A 21,300-nucleotide genomic window follows, 5' to 3' on the forward strand; every position below is an offset into this window, starting at 1 on the left:
AAACTTTTACTTTTACGCCCGCTATGAAACAAAGAATATCCAACATACACCAACAGATTTTGGAAGCTAAAAAGAAGGGGCAAAAATTGCTGGCCGTACTTTTAGATCCGGATAAAATTGTATGGGAAAATTTAGATCATTTATTAAATAAAATAAAGCAATCACCAGCAACACACATTTTTGTGGGAGGAAGTATTGTTCAGGCTACCATTTTAGAAGAGTTGCTTGCCGAATTAAAACAAAAAACAAATTTGCCCGTTGTGATATTTCCCGGTGATCCTTCGCAGATTTCCCCTCAGGCTGATGCCATTTTGTTCTTATCATTATTGTCAGGTCGAAATCCGGATTATTTAATTGAATATCAGGTTCAGGCGGCGCCAATTCTGAAAAAGACGAATCTTGAAGTTATTTCAACAGGATATATTTTAATAGAAAGTGGCAACGAAACGGCAGTAGCGCGGGTAAGTAAAACAAAGCCGCTTAAACGTGAAAACCTTGATTTAGTTCTGGCCACAGCACAGGCTGGGGAAATGCTGGGTAATAAATTAATGTATTTGGAGGCTGGAAGTGGAGCTAAAAATGCAGTGCCTCTGGAAATGATACAGTTAATAGCGCAAAATGTCGAAATTCCTATAATTGTTGGCGGAGGAATTGTAGATTTGCACGGAATTCAGAATGCCTATAAAGCTGGCGCCGATTTAGTAGTTATAGGAACTGCTTTTGAAAACGACAGTCATTTTTTTGAAGCCTAAATCATAACCAAATAACCCAACCAAATGATTGATTTTTTTCTTGACAGCTATAAAAACGCACCGCTATGGCATATTGCATTAGAGTTTTTAGTATTTGTCTGCGGAATTTTAAGTGTCTGGTTTGCTAAAAAAGAGAATATCTGGGTTTACCCAACAGGATTAATCGCTACCGTAATTTCGGTTTATCTATTATATATTGCAGGTTACATAGGAGATATGATTATTAACGGTTATTTCTCGATTATGAGCATTTACGGTTGGTATTTATGGGGAAAAGGCGGAACGACAGTAGACAATTTACCAATTACTCGTACAAATCTTAATGAAAAAATAATTGGAATCTTACTGTTTTTTGTAACTGTTTTTGTAGTTTTCGGGATTTATAAATATTTTGATTACGAAATTAAAACCGACAATTATGTCGATATGATTTCGTCCGGGATATTTTTTGCAGGCATGTGGTACATGGCCAGGAAAAAAATCGAAAACTGGACACTTTGGATTATTGGTGATATTATTGTAGTGCCACTTTATGCTTATCGCGGCTTAGGGATGTTGTCACTTCAATATTTAATTTTTACAATTTTAGCTATTTCAGCTTATTTAGAATGGAGAAAAATCTTAGACAGCAAAAAACAGCTATCATAAAAATTGCCTTATTTGGTCCTGAAAGTACAGGAAAAACAACTTTGGCGAAACAATTGGCAGATTACTATGAAACTGAATGGGTTCCTGAGTTTGCACGCGATTATCTACAAGAAAAGTGGGAAGAAAACCAGCACATCTGTGTGGCTGATGATATGATGCCCATCGCATACGGACAAACAGAATTAGAAAATCAAAAGTTATCTACAGCAAATAAATATTTGTTTTGTGATACTAACTTAATGGTCACTAAAGTTTTTTCTGAAATGTATTACGGTTTCTGTGATCCTTTATTAAATGAAGCTGCACTTAAACACGAATATGATTTGTTCTTTTTAACAGATATTGATGTTCCTTGGGAAAAAGACGATATTAGAGATACACCGGATGGAAGAGAAACTGTTTTCTCTGTTTTTAAGCAAACGCTAATCGATACCAAAAAACCTTTTATAACACTTTCCGGAAACAAGGAATGCCGTTTAGCAAAAGCAACTTCAATCATACATAATTTGACAATAGCTAAAGAAAAAGGTTTTTCTTCTGTTGATTTTGTCCAGATTTACGATCACGAAATACCATTTGAGAATATACTGAATCAATTGGAGATTTTTAAAAACGGAATTGCAAAAAGCAATTTAATAAGCCCCGCAACTATCAATGATGGTATTGTAAGTCTTTCAGATTCTGAACTTGAGCAAAAAGCTATTTTTTTTGATAGTCAAAAGTCGAAATTAAAGCTAAAAAAGTTTGTTCCTGCGTCTGGAGCTGCGAGTAGAATGTTTAAGTTTTTGAATGCGTTTTTGAATGATTTTGATATTCATAAAGAAACAATAAACGCTTATATAAACAGAAAAAAAGATAGTGATCTCTCGATTTTTATAGTAGCAATGGATAAATTTCCTTTTTTTGAAACTATAGATAAAAAACTTAGAGAAATTTATCCTGATTTTGAAACCCTGGATAGGGATTATAAAAATTACTATTTTATAAAGGTATTGCTGTCTCCTGATTATTTTGATTTTGCAAGCAAGCCAAAAGCGGTTTTACCATTTCATCAATATAAGACGCATCTTGCAAATCCCATAGAAGAACATTTGAACGAATGTGTACATTATGCAACTGCAGGAAAAACATCAAATCTTCATTTTACGGTTTCAGAAAATCATCAAACTCAGTTTGAAGAGGCTATTGATTTTGTTAAAGATAAAATAGAAAAAGATTCTGAGACTAAGATTAATATTGGATATTCTTATCAAAGTAAGAGTACTGATTCTATTACAGTTGATGTTCATAATAAAGCAGTTCGAAATAAAGATGGAGCGCTGGTTTTTAGACCTGGAGGCCACGGAGCACTAATTGAAAATTTGAACAAATTAGATTCTGATATCATTTTTATTAAGAATATAGATAACGTAATTCAAAACCATATCGATAAAATTACGTTGTACAAAAAGTCTTTGGCAGGAATTTTAATCGAAACACAGCATAAAGTTTTTGGTTATTTAACTGCCATTGAAAACAATGAAATTAAAGAAAATGATGTCAATGAAATTGTTGACTTTTTAAGACAAGACTTAAACATTCGTCTAACTAATGATTTTAATAAATTTACTTTTGAAAATAAAATCATCAAAATTAAGGAGTTGCTAGATCGCCCAATCCGCGTTTGTGGAATGGTTAAAAATGAAGGAGAACCTGGAGGCGGACCATTTTGGGTAATGAATGAAAAAGGAAATATTTCACTTCAAATCGTAGAAACATCGCAAGTAGATGTAATGAATAAAAAACAACTTCAAATTTTAGCAGAAGCAACTCATTTTAATCCTGTTGATTTAATCTGCGGTATTAAAAATTATAAAAAGCAAAAGTTTGATCTGACTCAGTTTGTCGATCATAAAGCTGGATTTATTGTAGAAAAAAGTATTGACGGAAAAACAGTTAAAAGTTATGAATTACCCGGTTTATGGAATGGAGCAATGGCAAACTGGTTAACTGTTTTTGTTGCAGTTCCTTTGATAACTTTTAATCCGGTGAAAACAGTAAACGATTTATTAAAAGCAGCACATCAACCGCAATAATGGATATTGAAAAAATCATATCAGAATTAAGTTTTAAAGCCGTTCGAAGCAGTGGCGCCGGTGGACAAAACGTAAACAAAGTATCATCAAAAGTGGTGCTAACTTTTGATCTGAATGCATCGCAAGCCTTGTCTGAAGAAGAAAAAGCACTTTTATTGCTGAATATTGCACCACGCTTAACTACTGAAAACATTCTGATTTTAAATTGTGACGAAGATCGCAGCCAGCTTAAAAATAAAGATATTGTTGTAAAACGTTTTCTGGAAATAATCAAAAAAGGATTGCATGTTCCGAAAATCAGAAAAGCAACCAAGATTCCAAAATCTGTAATTAAAAAACGAATTAAGGATAAAAAGAATATTTCTGAAATAAAACAATCAAGAAGAAAGCCAAATTTAGATTGAATTCTAATTTGGAATTTGATTTTTGGATTTTTTAACTCTACATTTGCACTGTCTCAAAGGGGTGCTCTAAATAACGAGCTGAGATCATACCCAAAGAACCTGAGCGAGTAATGTTGCTAAGGGAAAAAACGACAATGGTTAGCGTGCACACTATATCTTGTCGTAAGAAACACATTTATTAATTTAACAAAAAGAATAATTCCCCCTTTTATTCGTAATTTTTTTACGGATGAAAACTTCTCTTAAAGGTACTAAGGTGCTAAGTTACAAAGGTTCAAAGATGAACCAAAAGTCTATTTTCTTTTCTCTATTTTCTTTTCTCTTTTCTCTATTTTCTTTCGCTCAGGAGCAGGAAAAAGATTCTACCAAAGTAAATTCTCTTGATGAGGTTTTGGTCTCTGCAGTTCGTGTTACGACAAAAACGCCGGTTACGTTTAGTAATTTGGATAAAAAAGACATCAAATACAGAAACTTGGGGCAGGATATTCCAATTCTTATGAATTATATGCCTTCTGTTGTTACAACTTCTGACGCTGGTAACGGAATGGGGTACACTGGAATTCGCGTCCGCGGAAGCGATGCAACACGTGTTAATGTTACCATCAACGGAATTCCATACAATGATGCTGAAAGTCAGGGGACATTTTGGGTAAATATGCCTGATTTTGCTTCTTCTGTTGAGAGTTTACAATTGCAGAGAGGTGTAGGAACTTCAACTAATGGTTCAGGTGCTTTTGGTGCCAGTTTGAATATGCTGACAGATAATTATGCTTCAAAAGCCAATGGTGAAATTTCAGGTTCTTATGGAAGTTTTAATTCTCAAAAACAAACAGTAAAATTTAGTACAGGTTTATTAAACGATCATTTTGAGTTGGCTGGACGTTTGTCCAGAATCAAATCGGATGGTTATATAGACAGAGCAAGTTCTGATTTGAAATCGTATTTTTTACAAGGAACTTATGTTGGTAAAACAACTTTGATTAAAGCATTGGTTTTTGGCGGAACAGAAAAAACATATCAATCCTGGAATGGAATTGATGCTGAAACCCTAAACGCAGATCGTACTTTTAATTCTTCCGGAATGTATATCGACGAATCTGGAAACATTCGTTTTTACGATAATGAAACCGATAACTACCAGCAAGATCATTATCAATTGCATTGGAGTGAATCATTCTCAGACAAATGGAGCTCCAACTTAGCTGTTCATTATACAAAAGGAAAAGGATACTACGAAAATTATAAATATGATGAACCAATTGAAGGATATGGACCAATTGAGCCTACTAAAATGGTTGAGAATGACAACGGAGAATTAGTTCCCGGGACTGATTTAATTCGTCAGAAATGGCTGGACAATGATTTTTACGGAACCACTTTTTCTGTAAAATACAAAGACGAAAAGCTGGATGTTATTTTTGGCGGAGGCTGGAATAAATACGAGGGCGATCATTTCGGAAAAGTAATTTGGGCTAGAAATTCTGCTCAATCAGAATTAGGCGATCATTATTACGATGATTTCTCCACTAAAACAGATGGAAATATTTTCGCTAAAGCCAATTATCAATTCACAGAAAAATTGAGCTTTTATGGTGATTTACAATACAGAAATGTAAAATACAAATCTAATAGTGCAGACACTGGTTTGGTTGATGATAATTTCAATTTCTTTAATCCGAAAGCAGGTTTGAATTATGAAATCAATCAAAAAAACACACTTTATTTCTCCTACGCAAGAGCCAATCGTGAACCAAACAGAACGGATTATGAAGGCGGAAATGTTAAACCGGAAAAACTAAATGATTTTGAATTAGGCTGGAGATTCAATTCGGAGAAATTTCAACTGAATTCGAATTTCTACTATATGGCCTACAAAGACCAGTTGATTTTAACTGGAAGACTAGACGATGTTGGTGCGCCAATTCGTTCAAACACAGATAAAAGTTACCGTTTAGGATTTGAAGTAGATGCCACAATTAAACTTTCAGAGAAATTCTTGCTTCGTCCAAACTTTACTTTAAGCAGTAATAAAAATGTTGATCTGGCTGTTGAAGGCCAGAATTACGGCACAACTAAAATTGCCTATTCTCCAGAAGTAATAGCAGGTAATATAATTGTTTACAGCCCACTTGAGAGTTTGCACATTTCGTTATTGCAGAAATATGTTGGTGAGCAATACATGAACAATATCGAATTGCCATCAGCAAAACTGGCAGATTATTTTGTAAACGATTTGAATGTGTCGTACGAGATTAGACCAAAATCTGTCTTCAAATCAATAATGATTACGGGATTGGTAAATAATATTTTAGATAAGAAATATGTTTCAAACGGATATATGTGGGATGTTTATCCGTACTATTATCCACAGGCGGGAATTAATTTCTTAGCCGGACTGACTTTGAAATTCTAAAATAGTCCAAAAACAAAAAAGCCTGAAATTTAAAACTTTCAGGCTTTTTTGTTTTTAATTATAAACGTGAATCAGTGTTCCCGTAACTTCTACTTTATATTGCTTTAGAGGATATTCTTTCCCTCCAAGCCCAGTAAATAAACTATATTCTGTTTTATCACAAGAACATAAAGCATTGATTCCATTTATAGTCATAGCAGTACAGGAATTTATAGCCTGATTTGGGCACGCAGCATCAAAAGCGTTATAAGTGCCTCCGGCGTTAAATATAATAACTCCTTTTGCTCCAAAATTTGGGACAATAACTCCATTACTCACAAATTTAAGATTGGAATAAGCAGGCAGATTCATATCTACAGATAAGTTTACAGAGTAATTAGGTATGTTTGGATTATTATTGCTTCTTTCACTATCACTACACGAGAAAAGAATAGAAACAAATACGATTAATAGCCAGATTTTTTTCATTAGTTTAAATAAGAATTGGAGAAACAAAAATAAATTATTTAGTTTTGAATTTTATATGATTAACATATAATTATGTACTATTAAAAATAATAGTATATTTGTAATACAAAATCCCGTCCCGATGGGATTTTTTGTATTTATATAAACGATGAAGTTATGAGTAAAGTATCTTATTATACCGCAGAAGGATTAAAAAAATTGAAAGATGAGTTGGAGCATTTAAAAAGTGTAATGCGTCCGAAGGCATCTCAAGATATAGCAGAGGCAAGAGATAAAGGCGATTTATCTGAAAACGCCGAATATGATGCAGCAAAAGAAGCACAGGGTTTATTAGAAATGAGAATTGCTAAGCTGGAAGAAGTGTATTCTAACGCCAGATTAATTGACGAATCACAATTAGATGTTTCGAAAGCATTGGTGCTTTCTAATGTAAAAATTAAGAACCAAAGCAACGGAATGGAAATGAAATATACGCTTGTTGCTGAAAGCGAAGCTGACCTTAAAACTGGAAAAATCTCGGTAACGTCTCCTATTGGAAAAGGTTTACTAGGGAAATCTGTTGGAGAAGTAGCTGAAATTACAGTACCAAACGGAGTTCTTAAATTTGAAATTCTTGAAATCTCAAGAGACTAATTTTTTTAAGTTTAATTGTTTAATCGTTCAATCGGTTAAACGATTAACCAAATAAACGAATAAACGATGTCAATATTCACAAAAATAGTAAACGGAGAAATTCCTTCATATAAAATTGCTGAAGACGATAATTATTTAGCTTTTTTAGATGTTAATCCAAATGCAAAAGGACACACGCTTTGTATTCCAAAACAGGAAATCGATAAGATTTTTGATATGGAGGATGAATTGTATTTAGGCTTAATGAAGTTCTCTAAAAAAATTGCGATTGCTTTAGAAAAAACGGTTCCTTGCAAAAGAGTCGGAATGGCAGTTGTTGGTTTGGAAGTGCCTCATGCACACGTTCATTTGATTCCTTTGAACCATATGGATGAAATGCGTTTTCAAAATAAAGTATCGCTTTCTAAAGAAGAATTTGAGGCTTTAGCAAAAAGCATTCAGTCGAATTTGTAATAGATTCTGAAATAAAATAAAAAGAGCAGTAAATAAAAATTTTACTGCTCTTTTTTATTTAGTGAAATCTGAAATGTGGTTCCTTTTCCAATTTCAGACTGTAAAACCTTTATTTTTCCCCGGTGATATTCTTCTACAATTCTTTTCGTCAAAGAAAGTCCTAATCCCCAACCTCGTTTTTTGGTTGTAAAACCTGGTTCAAAAATAGTTTTGAATTGTTTTTTTAAAATTCCGGTTCCTGAATCTTTAATGTTTATTTTAACATGATGTGCATCTTGTTCAATTTGAAGATCTAAAGTTCCTTTTCCTTTCATGGCATCAATGGCATTTTTAACTAGATTCTCAATCGTCCAGCTATGAAGCGTTGGATTTATCATGGCTAAAACCGGCTCTTTTGGAGCGTCATAAGAAAAAGTGACTTGTTTTGAAAAGCGTGATTGCAGATATTCATAGCTATTTAAAGTCTCAGAAACGACATCATGTAATTCTAAAGCAGGAACGGAACCAATTTTTGAAAAACGATCTGTAATGGTTTGCAATCGATCAATATCTTTTTCAATTTCCAATGTTATGGATGGATCGATTTCTTCTGTTTTTAAAATTTCAACCCAGCCAATTAAAGACGAAAGTGGAGTGCCAATTTGGTGAGCCGTTTCTTTTGCCATACCAGCCCATAGCTTGTTTTGAGTGGCCATTTTAGTGCTTTTGTAAAAATTATAAATTAGGGCACCAAACAAAACGATAATCAGCAGTAAAGCAATCGGGTAATATTTGAGTTTATTGATTAGCTCAGAATTACCATAATATAATTTCTGAAATTTTCCCGGAGCATATTCAATAACAATTGGATCATTCTCTCGCTTTAGATTATTTAAATAGGAAAGGGATTTTTCTTCGTCTTCCATTATTCTTTCAGGTACATTGACAGAACTGATAATTTTATCGCCATACATCGTTAGCATTACAGGAACCGAATGATTGTTGTTTAAAATCTCAAGTGGTAAATCTAAGTCTGTGTTTTCATCTGCATTAACCAAGGCTTTTTGTGCATTGGCTAAAAGATTCATTTTTAACCTTTCCTCGTTTTTGAAAACCTGAAAAAAGATATAGGTATTCCAGAGAATCAGAGAAATGATTAAGAAGGAAATGGAAATGATAATCCAGCGGGTAGTATTTCTTCTTTCTGAAAAAGACATAGGTATTTTTTTGAGGTATAAATATAACGAAATAAACACATTTTATATTTTGTTATTTACTAAAGATTTTTGTTTTTATGTCTTAAAGTATTTCTTTGGATTAAACGATTTTTCTACTTTTGCAGATACCGAAATGAGGTTCGGTTAAAAAGAAAAAATATGATTAGCATTAATCCAAAAGAGATTCCAACGGCAAAATTACATGGTTATCTACAAAGTGCTGTGGGACCAAGACCAATTGCATTTGCCAGTACAATGAGCGAAAAAGGAATTCCGAATTTGTCGCCTTTTAGTTTCTTTAATGTATTTAGTGCCAATCCGCCAATCTTGATTTTTTCACCGGCACGACGTGTACGCGATAATACAGTCAAACATACACTGATTAATGTCGAAGCAACACGCGAAGTGGTTATTAATGTTGTCAATTATGATTTAGTACAACAAACATCTTTAGCCAGTACAGAATATGCAGAAGGTGTAAACGAATTTATCAAAGCGGGATTGACACAAATTCCGTCAGATTTGGTAAAACCGTACCGTGTAAAAGAGTCTCCGGTTCAGTTTGAGTGCAAAGTCACGCAGATTATTCCGTTAGGAATGAAAGGCGGAGCAGGAAATTTAGTTTTGTGTGAAGTAGTGAAAATTCATATTCACGAAGCAGTTTTAGATGAAAATGGTGGTATTGATCAGCATAAAATTGATTTGGTTTCACGACTCGGAAATAATTGGTACTCAAGATCAAACCAAGGACTTTTTGAAGTACCAAAACCACTAACGACTTTAGGGGTCGGAGTAGATGCAATTCCGAATTTCGTCAAGGAAAGTCTGGTTTTTGACGGAAATGATCTCGGAAAATTAGGTAATATTGAAGCCTTGCCTACAACGGAAGAAGTTAGTATATTTGTGAAAGAAAATTTTTCAGTGAAAGGAGTTTTGAGCTCAGACGATCTGGAAAAAATTCATTTAGAAGCCAAAAAATATCTCAATAATGATGATATTTCATCGGCCTGGAAAGTGCTTTTAGCCAAAAAATAAGAATAGAAACAATAATTAATATAGACGAAGATGGAAGTTACAGGAAAAGTAAAAGTGGTTAATCCAGAGCAACAAGTTAGTGCTGCATTCAAAAAAAGAGAGTTGGTTGTTACTACAGACGAGCAATACCCTCAACATATTTTGATTGAATTTACTCAGGATAAGTGCGATTTGTTAAGCAGCTACAAGCAAGGTGAGGCTGTTAAAGTTTCTATCAATTTAAGAGGAAGAGAATGGGTTAATCCACAAGGAGAAACCAGATATTTTAATAGTATTCAAGGTTGGAGAATCGAAAGATTAGCTCCAGAAGGTCCTGCACAAACGGCTCCAATGCCAGCTGCAGAAGCTTTTGCTCCGGCAACAAACTTAAACGAAGACGAACCGGACGATTTGCCTTTCTAATAAGTTTAAATTCCAAAAAATATAAATTCCAAATTCCAAATCATTCTGTGTATTGGGATTTGGAATTTTTTATATTATGTAGACCTTTGTCAAAGTTTAAAACTTTGACAAAGGTTATCTAAGCGCTTGGAATTTGGGATTTTCAACATTGGAATTTAGATTTTTATTATTGGAATTTTTTATAAGATGTATTATTTATTTGAAGATATAGCTTTTCCTCCCGTTTCAGAAACCGATGAAGAAGGTATTCTGGCAATTGGTGGTGACTTAAATCCGGAAAGATTAAAGCTGGCTTACCAAAGCGGAATTTTCCCATGGTTTAATGAGGGAGAGCCTATTTTATGGTGGTCGCCAGATCCCAGAATGGTTTTGTTTTTGGATGAATTAATAATGTCCAAAAGCATGCGTAATATTTTGAACCGCAATCAGTTTAAAGTTACTTTTAATCAAAATTTTGAAGATGTAATTTCGAATTGTCAAAAAATAAAACGCGACGGTCAGGACGGAACCTGGATTTCAAACGAAATGATCGAAGCGTACTGCAAATTGCATGCAGAAGGAGTTGCAAAATCAGTTGAGGTTTGGCAAGATGAGGTTTTGGTTGGTGGTTTGTACGGAATTGATTTAGGAGATGTTTTTTGTGGAGAAAGTATGTTTTCAAAAGTTTCTAATGCTTCAAAAGTGGCCTTTATCGCTTTGGTAAACAAGTTAAAGAAAGAAAATTATAAGCTATTGGATTGTCAGGTTTATAATCCGCATTTAGAGAGTTTAGGCTGTCGCGAAATTGATCGTTATGAATTTATGTCTATTTTAAAAAGTAAGTAAAATGAGTGCAATTCATGTTGTAAAAGAAATTTATATCTATCCGATAAAAAGTTTGGCTGGAATTAGTTGTGAAAATGCTAAAGCAGAAGAAATGGGCTTTGAAAACGATCGTCGTTGGATGTTGATTGATGTCGAAAATCAGATGATAACACAAAGAGAGCATCGTATTATGAGTCAGTTTTATCCTCAGATTTCAGATGGAAAAATCAGCATTACTTTTAAGGATCAAAAACATGAATTCTCTATTGATGAAAATTTAGAAAATGCAATAAAAGTCAATGTGTGGGATGATAAAAGTGAAGTTGTTGAGGTAAATCAGACAACTTCAAAATGGTTCAGCGAACAATTAGGTTTTGAATGTAAGCTGGTTAAAATCATTAAAAATGGAGATCGCAAACATGAAAGCTCCCGATTAAAAGAAACTTTCAATGTCAGTCTTGCTGATGGATATCCATATTTGTTGATTGGTACAGAAAGTCTGGATTTTTTAAATGATAAATTGGCGGAAAAAATTACGATAAAAAGATTTCGTCCAAACATTGTAATCAGTACGCAAAAGGAACATGAAGAAGATGATCTTGATACTTTTAAAATCGGAGAAGTTCAATTTAAAAACATAAAGCCTTGCGGAAGATGTATTATGGTCAATAATAATCCTGCAAATGGTCGGTTGAAAAAAGAACCTTTAAAGACTTTAAGCAAATACAGAAATGTAAATAACTCCGTTTTATTCGGAACTAATATTGTGAGTTTGAATTCAGGAGTTATTAGCGTTGGTGATGCCGTTGTTTTTTAGAAATTTAACTTTGTAAAACCCCAATTTAGCGTATTAAAAAGTACCAATTCATTTTTTAAAGTTGGTAATTCTAAAATTAACTTGAGTGTTTCGTGCGCCATCATGGTTCCAATAATTCCCGGTAAGGTTCCTAAAACACCATTCAAATTACAATTTGGAACCTCTTTGGGATTTGGCATTTCAGGGAATAAATCACGCAGGTTTTTACTTCCCTTATAATTAAAAACAGCAACCTGACCTTCAAATTTTAAAATGCTTCCGTAGACTAAAGGTTTCTGAAATTCAACACAAGTATCGTTTACCAAATAACGGGTTGCAAAATTATCAGAGCCATCTACAATAACATCGTATTGCTGCATAATTGTTGAAGCATTTTCTAAAGTCAGTTTTTCGTTAATGGCTTCAACTTTAATTAATGGATTTAGTTTGGAAACAACTTCTTTTGCAACAAGCGATTTCTCTTGCCCAATTTCATTTTCGGTATATAATATCTGTCTGTGTAAGTTGTGAATCTCAATAGTATCAAAATCCATAATTCCAATAAAACCAACACCTGCAGTTGCAATATATTGTAAAATTGGACAGCCTAAGCCTCCAGCGCCAATGACCAATACTCTTGCTTTTTTGAGTTTTTCCTGTCCTTCATCGCCAATTTCGGGAAGGATGGTTTGTCGGTTGTAACGTAGAAATTCTTGTATGATGCTCATTTTTTTTTAAGTTTTAAAGTTTGAAAGTCGAAAGTCATAAAGTCAAAAGTTGGTAGACTTTATGACTTTCGACTTTCAGACCTTTGACTAAATGTTCTATCCCAATCCTTCCAGATTGGTTCGTAGCCTGATTTTTTTATGATTTGTGCTATTTCATTTGCAGAACGCTCATCACTGATTTCAAATTGTTCCAACGATTGTGGGTCAACAACATAACCACCCGGATTGGTTTTAGAACCGGCACTCATACTGGTTACGCCAATCGGAATAATATTGTTTCTGAATTTTTCGTTTTCACGAGTTGAGATTGAGATTTCGAGATCTTCATTCCATAAACGATAAGCGCAGATTAGTTGTGTCAAATCTTTGTCATCCATAATAAAATTAGGTTCGATAATGCCTTCAGCGGGACGTAATCTCGGAAATGAAACCGAATATTTCGTTTGCCAATATTTCTTTTGCAGATAATCTAAATGAAGTGCGTTGAAAAAACTATCGGTTCGCCAATCTTCTAAACCTAATAAAACGCCTAATCCAATTTTATGAATTCCGGCAGTTCCAATTCGGTCAGGAGTTTCTAATCGATAATCAAAATTTGATTTTTTTCCTTTCGTATGATATTTTTTGTAAACTTCCTGGTGATAGGTTTCCTGATACACCAATACAGAATAAACACCAGCTTCATGCAAACGTTCATAATCTTCAGTAGAAAGTGGTTGGACTTCAACAGAAATAATCGAAAATTGTTCTCGTATTAAAGCAATTGCATTCAGGAAATAATTAATGTTTACGGTGTAATTTGCTTCGCCGGTCACCAATAAAACATGATCAAAACCAACATTTTTTAATGCTTCAACTTCGAGTTTTATCTCTGCGTCTGTAAGTGTTTTTCGTTTGATTTTATTGTCTAAGCTGAAACCGCAATACGTACAAATGTTTTGGCATTCGTTGCTTAAATATAATGGCGCATACATTTGAATCGTTTTTCCGAAACGCTTCTTGGTTATTTCATGACATTGCTGTGCCATTTGCTCTAGATAGTTTTGGGCAATAGGAGAAATCAAAACTAAAAAATCATCTAGAGCTCGTTTTGTTTTTGCCAACGCACGTTCGACATCCTGAGAAGTTGTGTGGTATATTTTAGATTGAATATTATCCCAATTATATTGCTCAAATATTGCTTTAAATGTTTTCATTTGGATTGTGTTTTTTAACCGCAAAGTGCGCTAAGGATTACGCAAAGTTCGCAAAGCTTTGTGTTTTTTGTTTTTTGTTTTTTGTTTTGATGAAAAGTTCGCAAAGCTTTGCGAACTTTGCGTAAAACCCTTGCGAACTTTGCGGTTAAATTTATTCGTAAAGAAATGAAGTCAAAGGACTAGAAGCAATCGCATGATTTTGTTGATTCGCAATTTTAGCTTCAAAAGCTTTTCGTCCTGCAATAACGGCTTCTTTGAAAGCTTCAGCCATTAATTTTGGATTTCCGGCTACGGCAATTGCAGTATTGACCAAAACAGCATCGGCACCAATTTCCATTGCTTTTGCAGCGTCAGATGGAGAGCCAATTCCTGCATCAATAATTACAGGAACATTACTTTTTTCGATAATAATTTCCAGAAAATCAATAGTTTTTAATCCCTTATTACTTCCAATTGGTGAACCTAAAGGCATTACTGCCGTTGTTCCTGCACTCTCTAAATGTTTGCACAAAACAGGATCGGCATGAATGTAGGGCAATACAAAAAATCCAAGTTTTGCCAATTCCTCTGTTGCTCTTAAAGTCTCAATCGGGTCGGGCATTAAATATTTTGGATCCGGATGAATTTCGAGTTTTACCCAATTGGTTTCAAGTGCTTCTCTTGCTAATTGTGCTGCGAAAACAGCTTCTTTGGCATTTCTCGCTCCTGAAGTATTGGGTAATAAATTGATTTTGGGATGTTTTAAATGCGATAAAATAGCATCAGTATCCGTTTCGAGATCGATACGTTTTAAGGCCACTGTTACCAATTCACTTTCTGATGCCAAAATCGCTTCTTCCATTTGGATATTAGAACCAAATTTCCCTGTTCCCAAAAACAAACGCGATTTAAAACTTTTATCCCCAATATTAAACAATGACGTTTGCATATAATTTTTCGTTGAGTTGTTGAATTAATTTTTCTTTTTGATCACTTTCAGTAATCATTCCAGAAACTGCTATTCCGTGAATTCCGGTTTCCATTAGCGGGCTTATATCATTTAATGTGATACCGCCAATAGCGTAAACTGGAATCTGTATTTTACTATTCTTTATTTTTTGAAGAATGTTAAAATAGCCCGATAAACCTAAAATTGGGCTTAATTTTTCTTTTGTATTCGTAAATCGGAAAGGACCAAGCCCAATATAATCGCAACCATTTTTCACGTGATTTTGAATATCTTCAAAAGTGTTGGCAGTTCCGCCGATAATTTTTGTATTTCCTAAAATTGCTCTGGCTTCTGCGATATTCATGTCGCTTAAACCTAAATGCACGCCATCTGCAGCGATTTGTTGTGCGAGATATAAATTGTCATTTACAATAAAATTGGCCAGATATTCTTCGCATAAAAATTTTACCGCTTCCGCTAAAGCAAAAGTGTCTTTGGCTGTTTGATTTTTGAAACGCAGTTGTATCCAATCACATCCGGCATCTAAGGCGTGATGAATATTATACAATTGTTCTTCGATTGTTTTTCCTTGCGAAATGTATTGCAGTTTATTGTACATAGTGATATCCAATTAAAGTTGATGTTGAACTGAGGTATTTTTCTATGTAGGTTTTCGCATTTTTACAAGCTTCTTCCAAAGTTTGGTCTAATGCCAGATTTGCGGCTATTGCTGCTGATAAAACACAACCGGAACCGTGTTTTTCAAAACATTTTTTTTGGGAAGTGGCAAATTCAATAATTTCATTTTTTAAGAACAAACGATCCGTACCAATTTCCGATTCGTTATGTCCTCCTTTTAGTAAAATGTTGGTTGGAATTTCATTTTGGAGCCAGAATTTGTTTGGAACAAAACCGGGAAATAAAATTTCAATTTCATTGTAATTAGGCGTAATCAAATCAATTTTTGAAAGAATCTTATTAAGATCTGAATCATCTTCGACTTTCAAAAACTCGAATTTTGTTGTGGATTTTAAAACCGGATCCCAAACAATTTTAGTAGCTGAAGACAACAGTTTTATTGTCGAAAGAATTCGGTTTAGATAATGCAGGCTTGGCATAATCCCGATTTTTACCGTTTTGATTTTATAGCTTAGAAATAAGGTTTCAATAGAGCGGATTACAAAACTCAAATTGGTCCATTGAATTTCATAAAAGCCATCTTCTGTCTGAATTGTATTTGCCGTTACAACAGCAAAACCGGTCACCTGATGTTGCTCGAATGTTTTAACATCAGCTAAAACACCCGCGCCACCACAAGGATCAAATCCTGCTATGCTAAGTACGAATGGGCGATTTGCTGACATAATTTAAATTGTTTTACAGGGTTTTCACTATTCCAGATGCTTCCTAAAAGCGCGACATCATCAAAACCATTTTCAAGTGTTTTTTTGATGTTTTCAAGATCAATTCCGCCTAAAGCGATAACTTTTGTATTAAAATTTGTTTTTGATTTTAATTCCTCAAAAAGATCTTTTACAGGATAATATTCTTTCTTAGAAATGCTTTTAAAGACTGGACTTAGAAATGCATATTCGAAACCTTTTTCTAAAGAATTAAAATCTTCTATAGAGTGAGTTGACGTTGAATACCTACAAGGTTTTGAAAACCTTGCAGGAAAGTCATGAGAATCTTTTCTGTCTTTTTCAGAAAAATGAATTCGGTTAATTCCAAAATTTTCAGCCAATTGATGATGACTGTGCAAAACCAAATGAGATCGAAATTCTACTTTTATCTGATTAATAAATTCCACCATTTCAACTTCAGAAAACTCAGGTTTCCGAATATGGAGCAAAGACAATCCTTCCTCAAATAAAGAATTGATAATGCCAATTTCGCCAGAAATTGCAGAAGGATTTGTAATCACAATCATATCTTTTATCTTTACTCTTGATTCTTGACTCTATTTTCTACTAGATATAAATCTCTTTCCCCTGTTCAATAAATTCTTCTGATTTCTCCTGCATTCCTTTTTCTGCGGCAGCGACATCTCTAATTTCCTGAGATATTTTCATAGAGCAGAATTTTGGCCCGCACATGGAGCAGAAATGTGCCACTTTTGCGCCATCCGCAGGAAGTGTTTCATCATGAAATTCTCTTGCAGTATCAGGATCAAGCGATAGGTTAAACTGATCTTCCCAACGGAATTCGAAACGGGCTTTACTTAAAGCATTGTCTCGATATTGCGCACCTGGATGACCTTTGGCCAAATCCGCAGCATGAGCTGAAATTTTATAAGTGATTACACCATCTTTTACGTCTTTTTTATTGGGTAAGCCAAGATGCTCTTTGGGCGTTACATAGCATAACATCGCACAACCGTACCAGCCAATCATGGCAGCTCCAATTGCAGATGTAATATGATCATAACCTGGAGCAATATCCGTTGTTAATGGTCCAAGAGTATAAAAAGGCGCTTCGTTGCAATGCTCCAATTGCTTGTCCATATTTTCTTTAATCATGTGCATTGGCACGTGACCCGGCCCTTCAATAAAAACCTGAACATCATGTTTCCAGGCTATTTTGGTTAATTCTCCAAGCGTTTCTAATTCGGCAAATTGCGCAGCGTCGTTAGCATCAGCAATCGAACCCGGACGTAAACCATCTCCAAGAGAAAAAGCAACATCATACTGTTTCATGATTTCGCAGATTTCCTCGAAGTGGGTATATAAGAAGTTTTCTTTATGATGAAACAAACACCATTTTGCCATAATCGATCCGCCACGGGAAACGATACCTGTAACACGATCAGCAGTTAAATGAATGTAACGCAATAAAACTCCAGCGTGAATCGTGAAATACGAAACGCCTTGCTCGGCCTGTTCAATTAAAGTATCACGGAAAACTTCCCAGGTTAAATCTTCGGCAATTCCTTTTACTTTTTCCAATGCCTGATAAATTGGAACCGTACCAATTGGAACCGGTGAATTACGAATAATCCATTCTCTGGTTTCGTGAATGTTTTTCCCTGTTGACAAATCCATAATAGTATCGGCTCCCCAACGGCAAGCCCAAACTGCTTTTTCAACTTCTTCTTCAATGCTCGAAGTCACGGCGCTATTACCAATATTGGCGTTTATTTTGACCAAAAAATTACGGCCAACAATCATTGGTTCGCTTTCAGGATGGTTGATGTTGTTTGGAATAATGGCTCTTCCACAAGCAACTTCACTTCTAACAAATTCAGGAGTAATTTTGCTTTTTGGTGTATTTGCCCCAAAACTATGTCCGGCATGCTGGCATTGCATTGCCTTGGTTTGCTCGTTTAAAAGTTCAATGCGTTGGTTTTCACGAATCGCAATATATTCCATTTCAGGAGTTATGATTCCTTGTTTGGCATAATACAATTGCGTTACGTTTGCCCCTTTTTTAGCACGTTTTGGCTGATGTAAATATTCAAATCGAAGATGATTTAAGCTTTCATCTTTCAAACGGGTTTGACCATAATCAGAAGTTATTTCATTTAAAATTTCAACATCATTTCGATCGAGAATCCAGCTTTCGCGTAAGCGTGGCAATCCTTTTCGAATGTCGATTTCAATGTTTGGATCTGTGTAAGCACCTGAAGTATCGTAAACAGTTACAGGTGGATTTTTCTCAATTCCGCCATTCGAAAGTTTGGTGTCGCTTAAAATGACTTCGCGCATCGCAACTTTTATGGGATGAATTTCGCCATTGACGTAAACTTTTTTAGAATTCGGAAAAGGTGTTCTGGAAATTTGTTCTTCTGTTGTCATAGTTTTTTTGTTTCAAGTTTCAAGTTTCAGGTTTCAGGTTGATCTTGATTGTGTTGAATGTTAGATAAAATAATAGATGGTTCTGTAGAGGCGCAAAGCAGTGCGTCTTTTAAGCGTGCCTAAGTTGGAATTTGGAATTTATTTTTTGGAATTTATCCCGCTAGCTATTGGGACTATCCTCCCTGAGTAGCAGAAATAATCAGAATTTCGTCAGTTTCTTGTACGAGATGTTGGTTCCAATTGATCCTTGGAACAACGGTGTTGTTAATGGCAACGGCAATTCCGTTTTGTTTGTTTGGAATTTCGAGATCGAGCAATGATTGAACGCTTAGCGATTCAGCATTGAACTTTTTGATTTGTTGGTTGATTTTTAGTTCCATTCCTTTAGATTTAGTTTCTTGTAGAGACGCACTGCCGTGCGTCTCTACTTTAGGAATGGCTACAAAAACGCATAAAAATGCGCGCAGAAGTCATCTTACTTTTCCCTACGCTAGTATGAACTAGATCAGGTTCAGAGGGTAAAATCTCAGCCTGCTTATTTAGCAGACACCCCTAAAGTGTGAAGCAAATGTAATAAAATTTTGTTTGGTTGTTTGAAAAAGTTTCAAGTTTCAGGTTTCATGTTGTTTCTGAGAACTGAAAACTGAGGCTATTTACTTAGCTCTTTTCCAGCAATCTTCCGCGTGATCATTGACCATTCCGGTGGCTTGCATGTGTGCATAAATGACGGTTGAACCAACGAATTTAAAACCTCTTTTTTTTAAATCTTTACTGATTTCGTCAGAAAGTGGAGTAGTGGCCGGAGCATCTTTTGACGTTTTGAGATTATTTATAATTGGTTTTCCGTTGGTGTATTTCCAAATATAATCAGAGAAACTACCAAATTCGTCCTGTACTTTCATAAAAGCCTGAGCGTTGGAAACTGCTGCTTTTATTTTTAGTTTATTTCTGATAATTCCGGTATTCTGCATTAATTCCTCGACTTTATCTTCAGAATAATGCGCTATTTTTTTATAATCAAAATGGTCAAATGCATTTCTGAAATTCTCCCTTTTGTTTAAAATGGTAATCCAGCTTAATCCGGCCTGAAAAGTTTCTAAAATCAAAAATTCGAATAAGGTAGGATCGTCATAAACTGGAACGCCCCATTCTTCGTCATGGTATTTTTTATATAAATCGCTGGAAGTACACCAGCCACATCGAATTAAATCTTCGTTTTCCATTATTTACCAATTTGCCAATGGTACCCTTTTACGCTTGGTATATAGGCGGAATGGCCAATTATTATTAAATCATTATAGACTTTTCTGTTGTATTTAATGCCAATTGCTTTACCAGACATGAACATTTTATTGGCTTGAAATCGAACTTTCATTTTACCGTCTTCAAGTTCGGCATCAGATACTTTTTCTACAAGCCAGGTCGAACGCCATTTTACAGCTAGTTCATCATGAGCAGTTCTTGTAACACTTTTAACGAGTTTAACGGCTTCTTCCGGGATTTTAAAATTTTGGGTTAAATCTTTCTGACTCATGGTTTGACCGATTTTTGTGCCTGAAAATATTTTACGCAGATTAACAAAATTCATTAAGTCGTTTTCTTCTTTTTTTACCGGAACGAGAGCTTTTTCTGCTGTCGCTATTTTGGCAGCTGGCGTTTCTGGAGGTGTAATAGGTTTAGTAACAGTAAACGCTTTCTTTTGGTTAAGAGGAGAATTTTTATCGCCGTCTTTTGCAACTGCTATTTTAGCAGGAGTTGGATCAAGTGATTTTTGAGGAGCAGGTTTTAAAGAACTAACGGGGTATACTTTATCGTTAGGTTGCTTTTTGTCGTCGCTGCCACAGCTATAAAGGAGGCAGCTTATTGAAAATAGTAATATTACATTAGTTTTTTTCATAACAATAATTTTTTAGTCCTTATGAGAAATGTCTCCTTCCAAATATTTTTTAATCAAATGATGTCCTGCGTAAATTAATGGTGTCAATAAAATGGCTATAGATAATTTAAAGGTATAGCCTATCAATGCTGATGAAAGAAATGTATCAAAGTCAATTTTTCCCGGTAGCCAGAATGCTATTCCAAGTACAATAAACGAATCAAATAATTGCGAAATTACAGTTGATCCTGTCGTTCGAAGCCATATTTTTTTATCTCCTGTTCGGTTTTTAAAGAACCAAAATATACTCACATCTATAAGCTGCGAAACCATAAAAGCTATAATACTTCCGACTATAATCCACATACTTTGTCCAAAAACAGCCTGAAATTGTTCGTCATTAACGGGACTTATTCCTTTTGCTGCCGGAATTACAATGGCCATAAATAAAATTAAAAAGGCATATGCAATTAAACAAGCCGTGATAAAAGAGAGTTTTTTTACTCCTTTTTCTCCAAAATATTCATTTATTAAATCGGTTGTCAGGAAAACCACTGGCCATGGTAAGATACCAATACTCATTACAAACGGTCCAATCTGAATTAATTTTCCTCCAATAAGCTCCGCGACAACTGCATTTGTTATAAAAATTCCAGCCAGAATTACAAAGACAATTTCTTTTTTGGTTTTGAACATAAA

General features: G+C 34.6%; 24 protein-coding genes and 1 riboswitch. Of the genes, 11 read left to right on the top strand and 13 right to left on the bottom strand.

From position 1 onward, the window contains the following. Window positions 1–23 precede the first annotated feature (23 nt). The 5 genes from IRZ99_RS17955 (at window position 24) to IRZ99_RS17975 (ending at window position 6,292) form a co-directional block, all read left to right on the top strand. Window positions 24–752: a geranylgeranylglyceryl/heptaprenylglyceryl phosphate synthase gene (locus tag IRZ99_RS17955; RefSeq protein ID WP_194658558.1), complete on the top strand. Its 729-nt coding sequence runs from the start codon at window positions 24–26 to the stop codon at window positions 750–752. 24 nt (window positions 753–776) lie between these two features. Next, window positions 777–1,400: a nicotinamide riboside transporter PnuC gene (pnuC, locus tag IRZ99_RS17960; RefSeq protein ID WP_194658559.1), complete on the top strand. Its 624-nt coding sequence runs from the start codon at window positions 777–779 to the stop codon at window positions 1,398–1,400. Further along, a complete protein-coding gene (locus IRZ99_RS17965; protein ID WP_194658560.1) occupies window positions 1,361–3,475 on the top strand; it encodes a DUF4301 family protein in 2,115 nt (704 codons plus the stop codon). Before pnuC ends, IRZ99_RS17965 begins: the two co-directional genes overlap by 40 nt. Beyond that, complete coding sequence (gene arfB / locus IRZ99_RS17970) at window positions 3,475–3,879, top strand: alternative ribosome rescue aminoacyl-tRNA hydrolase ArfB (protein WP_194658561.1); 405 nt, start codon at window positions 3,475–3,477, stop codon at window positions 3,877–3,879. The genes IRZ99_RS17965 and arfB overlap by 1 nt, the downstream gene beginning before the upstream one ends. 280 nt (window positions 3,880–4,159) lie before the next feature. Next, entirely contained in the window at window positions 4,160–6,292 is a 2,133-nt protein-coding gene (locus IRZ99_RS17975; protein WP_228519119.1) for a TonB-dependent receptor, read from the top strand. A gap of 54 nt (window positions 6,293–6,346) precedes the next feature. Here the strand turns inward: IRZ99_RS17975 and IRZ99_RS17980 are convergent, their stop codons facing one another. After that, window positions 6,347–6,760 (bottom strand): hypothetical protein, encoded by a 414-nt coding sequence (locus tag IRZ99_RS17980; protein WP_194658563.1) that lies wholly within the window; start codon window positions 6,758–6,760, stop codon window positions 6,347–6,349. A gap of 156 nt (window positions 6,761–6,916) precedes the next feature. Here IRZ99_RS17980 and greA point away from each other — a divergent pair, with 156 nt between their 5' ends. Together greA and IRZ99_RS17990 are read left to right on the top strand one after the other, a co-directional pair. Continuing rightward, window positions 6,917–7,393 carry a transcription elongation factor GreA gene (greA, locus tag IRZ99_RS17985; protein ID WP_029271926.1) on the top strand — a complete coding sequence of 159 codons (477 nt, stop codon included), beginning with the start codon at window positions 6,917–6,919 and terminating at the stop codon, window positions 7,391–7,393. Between the two features lie 66 nt (window positions 7,394–7,459). Continuing rightward, window positions 7,460–7,846 (top strand): HIT family protein, encoded by a 387-nt coding sequence (locus IRZ99_RS17990; protein WP_194658564.1) that lies wholly within the window; start codon window positions 7,460–7,462, stop codon window positions 7,844–7,846. A 41-nt stretch (window positions 7,847–7,887) separates the two neighbouring features. Here the strand turns inward: IRZ99_RS17990 and IRZ99_RS17995 are convergent, their stop codons facing one another. Then, window positions 7,888–9,042: a PAS domain-containing sensor histidine kinase gene (locus IRZ99_RS17995; RefSeq protein WP_194658565.1), complete on the bottom strand. Its 1,155-nt coding sequence runs from the start codon at window positions 9,040–9,042 to the stop codon at window positions 7,888–7,890. A gap of 159 nt (window positions 9,043–9,201) precedes the next feature. Between IRZ99_RS17995 and IRZ99_RS18000 the strand changes: the two genes are divergently transcribed. From IRZ99_RS18000 to IRZ99_RS18015, 4 genes are all read left to right on the top strand, one after another. Next, entirely contained in the window at window positions 9,202–10,077 is an 876-nt protein-coding gene (locus IRZ99_RS18000) for a flavin reductase family protein (RefSeq protein ID WP_194658566.1), read from the top strand. Between the two features lie 30 nt (window positions 10,078–10,107). Further along, entirely contained in the window at window positions 10,108–10,479 is a 372-nt protein-coding gene (locus IRZ99_RS18005; protein ID WP_026983757.1) for a DUF3127 domain-containing protein, read from the top strand. 186 nt (window positions 10,480–10,665) lie between these two features. Continuing rightward, window positions 10,666–11,304: a leucyl/phenylalanyl-tRNA--protein transferase gene (gene aat / locus IRZ99_RS18010; protein ID WP_194658567.1), complete on the top strand. Its 639-nt coding sequence runs from the start codon at window positions 10,666–10,668 to the stop codon at window positions 11,302–11,304. Between the two features lies 1 nt (window position 11,305). After that, window positions 11,306–12,100 (top strand): MOSC domain-containing protein, encoded by a 795-nt coding sequence (locus IRZ99_RS18015; protein ID WP_194658568.1) that lies wholly within the window; start codon window positions 11,306–11,308, stop codon window positions 12,098–12,100. Here the strand turns inward: IRZ99_RS18015 and IRZ99_RS18020 are convergent. The 11 genes from IRZ99_RS18020 to IRZ99_RS18070 form a co-directional block, all read right to left on the bottom strand. After that, window positions 12,097–12,807, bottom strand: coding sequence for a HesA/MoeB/ThiF family protein (locus IRZ99_RS18020; protein WP_194658569.1), 711 nt, complete (start codon window positions 12,805–12,807; stop codon window positions 12,097–12,099). The genes IRZ99_RS18015 and IRZ99_RS18020 overlap by 4 nt on opposite strands. 59 nt (window positions 12,808–12,866) lie before the next feature. Beyond that, window positions 12,867–14,003, bottom strand: coding sequence for a 2-iminoacetate synthase ThiH (thiH, locus tag IRZ99_RS18025; protein WP_194658570.1), 1,137 nt, complete (start codon window positions 14,001–14,003; stop codon window positions 12,867–12,869). Window positions 14,004–14,154: 151 nt separating this feature from the next. Then, the gene (locus IRZ99_RS18030; protein WP_305069335.1) at window positions 14,155–14,931 is read right to left on the bottom strand and encodes a thiazole synthase; all 777 of its coding nucleotides are present in this window, start codon (window positions 14,929–14,931) and stop codon (window positions 14,155–14,157) included. Then, window positions 14,912–15,550: a thiamine phosphate synthase gene (locus tag IRZ99_RS18035; protein ID WP_194658571.1), complete on the bottom strand. Its 639-nt coding sequence runs from the start codon at window positions 15,548–15,550 to the stop codon at window positions 14,912–14,914. Before IRZ99_RS18035 ends, IRZ99_RS18030 begins: the two co-directional genes overlap by 20 nt. Further along, entirely contained in the window at window positions 15,540–16,295 is a 756-nt protein-coding gene (locus IRZ99_RS18040) for a hydroxymethylpyrimidine/phosphomethylpyrimidine kinase (protein WP_194658572.1), read from the bottom strand. Before IRZ99_RS18040 ends, IRZ99_RS18035 begins: the two co-directional genes overlap by 11 nt. Then, window positions 16,262–16,861: a thiamine phosphate synthase gene (locus IRZ99_RS18045; protein WP_194658573.1), complete on the bottom strand. Its 600-nt coding sequence runs from the start codon at window positions 16,859–16,861 to the stop codon at window positions 16,262–16,264. Before IRZ99_RS18045 ends, IRZ99_RS18040 begins: the two co-directional genes overlap by 34 nt. 40 nt (window positions 16,862–16,901) lie before the next feature. Then, window positions 16,902–18,725, bottom strand: a complete 1,824-nt coding sequence (gene thiC / locus IRZ99_RS18050; protein WP_194658574.1) for a phosphomethylpyrimidine synthase ThiC — start codon at window positions 18,723–18,725, stop codon at window positions 16,902–16,904. Window positions 18,726–18,898: 173 nt separating this feature from the next. Next, complete coding sequence (gene thiS, locus IRZ99_RS18055; RefSeq protein ID WP_026983746.1) at window positions 18,899–19,105, bottom strand: sulfur carrier protein ThiS; 207 nt, start codon at window positions 19,103–19,105, stop codon at window positions 18,899–18,901. An 85-nt stretch (window positions 19,106–19,190) separates the two neighbouring features. Beyond that, window positions 19,191–19,289: riboswitch (TPP riboswitch) on the bottom strand. An 89-nt stretch (window positions 19,290–19,378) separates the two neighbouring features. Then, window positions 19,379–19,948: a DNA-3-methyladenine glycosylase I gene (locus IRZ99_RS18060; protein WP_194658575.1), complete on the bottom strand. Its 570-nt coding sequence runs from the start codon at window positions 19,946–19,948 to the stop codon at window positions 19,379–19,381. After that, window positions 19,948–20,622: a hypothetical protein gene (locus IRZ99_RS18065; protein WP_194658576.1), complete on the bottom strand. Its 675-nt coding sequence runs from the start codon at window positions 20,620–20,622 to the stop codon at window positions 19,948–19,950. The genes IRZ99_RS18060 and IRZ99_RS18065 overlap by 1 nt, the downstream gene beginning before the upstream one ends. 12 nt (window positions 20,623–20,634) lie before the next feature. Continuing rightward, complete coding sequence (locus tag IRZ99_RS18070) at window positions 20,635–21,297, bottom strand: queuosine precursor transporter (protein WP_026983743.1); 663 nt, start codon at window positions 21,295–21,297, stop codon at window positions 20,635–20,637. Window positions 21,298–21,300: the final 3 nt, after the last annotated feature.

It is taken from the genome of Flavobacterium sp. LC2016-12 (assembly GCF_015351595.1).
Lineage (GTDB): Bacteria > Bacteroidota > Bacteroidia > Flavobacteriales > Flavobacteriaceae > Flavobacterium.